Here is a 4,659-nt window from a genome sequence, read left to right as displayed (position 1 = left end):
TTGGTTAAAGGAAATAATTTTATTAGGCAATGTTGGCGGTTTGTATGTATGGTGTATGAGAATTATTTTAAAATTTATGTCTAAAGATTATATAACTGAAACTAACTTGATACACTAAAAATAATTGAGACAAGTACTGTTATTTTTATTACTGCCATTTAAATGATATATAAATATCTTGCATTGTTTTTAATTTTAAAAGGGGATATTAAGATATGAAGTTAATATATTATAGTTTAATACTATTATTAATAGTATTATTAAGTTGCAAAACTCAAAGTTCTCCTCCTGTAGGAGCGCATTCAGGTGTTTTTCCAGAAATAGGAATGGGTGCAGAGGGTAAATCAATTGATAAATTGCTTGACACATTTAATCTATCTGATGAACAGAAGAAGGCAGCTGAATATTTAAGAAAGGCATTAGTTGATGATGCTAAAACATATAGTAATAATACATTTCATGATTTTTTGTCTCAATTAGATACTGAACAAGTTAAAAAAATTATGGACAATATTTTTGAACATATATGTTTTATGAATGAATCACAGGTATCTATTAATGTTATCCAAGATCCAAATGTAAAAGATAACTTGCAGAATAGATTATTGATAGCGACAAAAGAATACTTAAGATTATTGAAAGATTATTATAGCGATATCAGTGTTAGTGTTCAAGAGAGATATGCTAGGCTTTCAGATCCTAGTAATGGTGCTAATTTACAGAGTATTAGTAATGATGCAGCTGAAGGATTTGCAAAAGAAAAAATTGTTACATTGCTTGGTGCATTTGATCTATCTGATGAACAAAAGAAGGCAGCTGAATATTTAAAAAAGGCATTAGTTGATGATGCTAAAACATATAGTCATGATACGTTTTATGATCTATTGTCTAAATTAGGTGCTGATCAAGTTAAAACAATTGTGAACAATATGTTAGACAATCATCATTTGCGTTTATTTTATCAAGCTAGCGAAAATATTAATAGTATTCAAGATTCTAATGTAAAGGAAGATTTGGATCGTAGGTTAAAAGAAGAGGCAGAAAAATATTCAGTGGCATTAAAAGGTTATAGCGATATCAGTCTTACTATTGGGCAAAGATATAGTAATCTTTCAGGTAATGAGAATGTAAGTTTTGATTTTCAGGGTATTAGTAATGATGCAAAAGCGGCAATACAGGCACAGAAAGTACAGGAAGCAGCATTAATTCGTGAGTTACACAATATAGCTAATTCAGATGAAATTACCAGAGTATTTACTCTTCATAGTGCTTCTGAACCTAAAGATAGGTATGGTATGCAGAAAGTATTTAGGAGTATTAATCGTTATTCAAATGGTGCAAGAAGTGGTCTTGAACGAAGAGGTTTAATTTACTTAGCTTTTGGTTATAAACGTGAAGATCTTGCATTCTTTGGCAAATTTTTCTCTAGGTATATTATTTTGCTTGAGGCAAAAGATCGATATGTATATGATGGAACTAATATTAAGAATTTAACAAATGTTTTTGAAATATTAGAAAGATTTTCTCAATTATATTACTTAAGCTCATTTAAAAATCTCAAAGATAAAGAAGCTAATCTTGATAAGTTAGAGCTTGAGGATCTAGGTACACTAAAACAACAATTTGTTTTACTTGAAGGAGAAAAGCAGAAATTAGTAGGAATAAAAAATCAAATAATAACAGATTATAATGCTGATGTAAGTAGAATTAAAACTGTTGTTAGTAAGGATGATTTTGCGCAAGAATTGGATGATGATCTCAAAAAAGTATTGAATGATTATTTAACAGATAAAACTCGTGATTATGAGGCGACATTTAATAGTGCAATAAATGGAGTAGAGGAAGCTAATAATGCTATTATTGCCATCTTAAATAAGATATAAATATTTATTGGATTTTAAAATAATGTTATGAACAATGGAAGGAAAGAATAACTTTTCTTCCTAACTTTTTATTAGTTTAGAATATTACTTGAAGATTTTAGAGTATAAAAAGGGCAGAAAGGAAATTTGTATATTGAGAATTTGTTGAATGGATACGAAAATTATTTAATGGGAAAGCTATTAAGGCTACATGCTGTGTCATGGTAAATATATTGTCAATTAGCTCAAAAAAATCATTATTAATTATCATTATTAATTTCCAATTCAATAATGATTTTTAGTAAATTTATCTATAGTAGTGTTACTAAGTAGGAATATTGAATTTTCTCTAAACTATTTTTTATTCTTGATTTTCACATATAATTAATATATAATATTAACATTATATTGATTAATTTAAATAATTAACTAATTTTGGTTAAAGGAAATAATTTTATTAGGCAATGTTGGCGGTTTGTATGTATGGTGTATGAAAATTATTTTAAAATTTATGTCTAAAGATTATATAACTAAAACTAACTTGATACACTAGAAATAATTAAGACAAGTACTGTTATTTTTATTACTGCCATTTAAATGATATATAAATATCTTGCATTGTTTTTAATTTTAAAAGGGGATATTAAGATATGAAGTTAATATATTATAGTTTAATACTATTATTAATAGTATTATTAAGTTGCAAAACTCAAAGTTCTCCTCCTGTAGGAGCGCATTCAGGTGTTTTTCCAGAAATAGGAATGGGTGCAGAGGGTAAATCAATTGATAAATTGCTTGACACATTTAATCTATCTGATGAACAGAAGAAGGCAGCTGAATATTTAAGAAAGGCATTAGTTGATGATGCTAAAACATATAGTAATAATACATTTCATGATTTTTTGTCTCAATTAGATACTGAACAAGTTAAAAAAATTATGGACAATATTTTTGAACATATATGTTTTATGAGTGAATCACAGGTATCTATTAATGTTATCCAAGATCTAAATGTAAAAGATAACTTGCAGAATAGATTATTGATAGCGACAGAAGAATACTTAAGATTATTGAAAGATTATTATAGCGATATCAGTGTTAGTGTTCAAGAGAGATATGCTAGGCTTTCAGATCCTAGTAATGGTGCTAATTTACAGAGTATTAGTAATGATGCAGCTGAAGGATTTGCAAAAGAAAAAATTGTTACATTGCTTGGTACATTTGATCTATCTGATGAGCAAAAGCAGGCAGCTGAATATTTGAAAAAGGCATTAGTTGATGATGCTAAAACATATAGTAATGATACGTTTTATGATCTATTGTCTCAATTAGGTGCTGATCAAGTTAAAACAATTGTGAACAATATGTTAGACAATCATCATTTACGTTTATTTTATCAAGCTAGCGAAAATATTAATAGTATTCAAGATTCTAATGTAAAGGAAGATTTGGATCGTAGGTTAAAAGAAGAGGCAGAAAAATATTCAGTGGCATTAAAAGGTTATAGCGATATCAGTCTTACTATTGGGCAAAGATATAGTAATCTTTCAGGTAATGAGAATGTAAGTTTTGATTTTCAGGGTATTAGCGATGATTCAGAGAGAGAAAGACAAAGAGAAATGCAAGCAAAAGTAGCAGTAATGCAGGAATTACGAGACGTAGCTAATTCAGATGAAATTTCCAGAGTATTTACTGCTCATAGTGCTTCTGAACCTGATGATAGGTATGGTATGGAGAAAGTGTTTTCTATCCTTAGTTATAACTCTGTGAACGAAAGAGATGTTGAACGAAGAAGTTTAATTTATTTAGCTTTTGGTTATGAAAGTAAATTTCTTGGAATCTTTGGTACAATTTTTTATAAGTATTTTGTGGGTGATGAGATTGAAGGAGGTCAAGTAGGATTAATTTTCAATGTACATAATCGTAAGGAGGTGGAACGTGTTTTTGGGATATTAGAAAGATTTTCTCAATTATATTACTTAAGCTCGTTTAAAAATCTCAGAGAGAAAGAAGCTAATCTTGATAAGTTAGAGCTTGAGGATCTAAGTACACTAAAACAACAATTTAAATTACTTGACGATGAAAAGAAAAAATTAGTAACAATAAAAGATCAAACAGAAGCAGATTATGATGCTGATGTAGGTAGGATTAAAACTGTTGTTGTTCGTAAAAATGTCTCAATAGCATTGCTTGACGATACCATAGAAGTATTGACTAAATATTTAAAAGATAAAACTCATAATTATGAGGCGACACTGAATAATGTAGTAGAGAAAGTAAAGAAAGTGAATGATGTTATTATTGCCATCTTAAATAAGATATAAATATTTATTGGATTTTAAAATAATGTTATGAACAATGGAAGGAAAGAATAACTTTTCTTCCTAACTTTTTATTAGTTTAGAATATTACTTGAAGATTTTAGAGTATGGAAAGGGCAGAAATGAAATTTGTATATTGAGAATTTGTTGAATGGATACGAAAATTACTTAATGGGAAAGCTATTAAGGCTACATGTTGTGTCATAGTAAATAGATTGTCAATTAGCTCAAAAAAATCATTATTAATTATCATTATTAATTTCCAATCCAATAATGATTTTTAGTAAATTTATCTATATTAGTGTTACTAAGTAGGAATATTGAATTTTCTCTAAACTATTTTTTATTCTTGATTTTTGCATATAATTAATATATAATGTCAATATTATATTGATTAATTTAAATAATTAACTAATTTTGGTTAAAGGAAATAATTTTATTAGGCAATGTTGGCGGTTTGTATGTATGGTGTATGA

Annotated in this window: 2 protein-coding genes; both read left to right on the top strand. The window is 27.8% G+C overall.

Annotated elements, in window-relative coordinates; translation table 11 throughout:
- Positions 1 to 215 precede the first annotated feature (215 nt).
- Positions 216 to 1,883 (top strand): BTA121 domain-containing protein surface lipoprotein, encoded by a 1,668-nt coding sequence (locus tag U881_RS0106085; RefSeq protein ID WP_024653659.1) that lies wholly within the window; start codon positions 216 to 218, stop codon positions 1,881 to 1,883.
- 629 nt (positions 1,884 to 2,512) lie between these two features.
- Positions 2,513 to 4,186, top strand: coding sequence for a BTA121 domain-containing protein surface lipoprotein (locus U881_RS0106080; protein ID WP_024653658.1), 1,674 nt, complete (start codon positions 2,513 to 2,515; stop codon positions 4,184 to 4,186).
- The last annotated feature ends 473 nt before the right edge of the window (positions 4,187 to 4,659 follow it).

The sequence above is a fragment of the Borrelia persica No12 genome (assembly GCF_000500045.1).
In the GTDB taxonomy this organism is placed as follows: domain Bacteria; phylum Spirochaetota; class Spirochaetia; order Borreliales; family Borreliaceae; genus Borrelia; species Borrelia persica.
This window is presented reverse-complemented; position numbering and strand designations above follow the sequence as displayed.

Coding starts and splice junctions, on each gene's coding strand:
- U881_RS0106080 (WP_024653658.1), top strand. CDS start 2,513: ATGAAGTTAATATATTATAGTTTAATACTATTATTAATAGTATTATTA.
- U881_RS0106085 (WP_024653659.1), top strand. CDS start 216: ATGAAGTTAATATATTATAGTTTAATACTATTATTAATAGTATTATTA.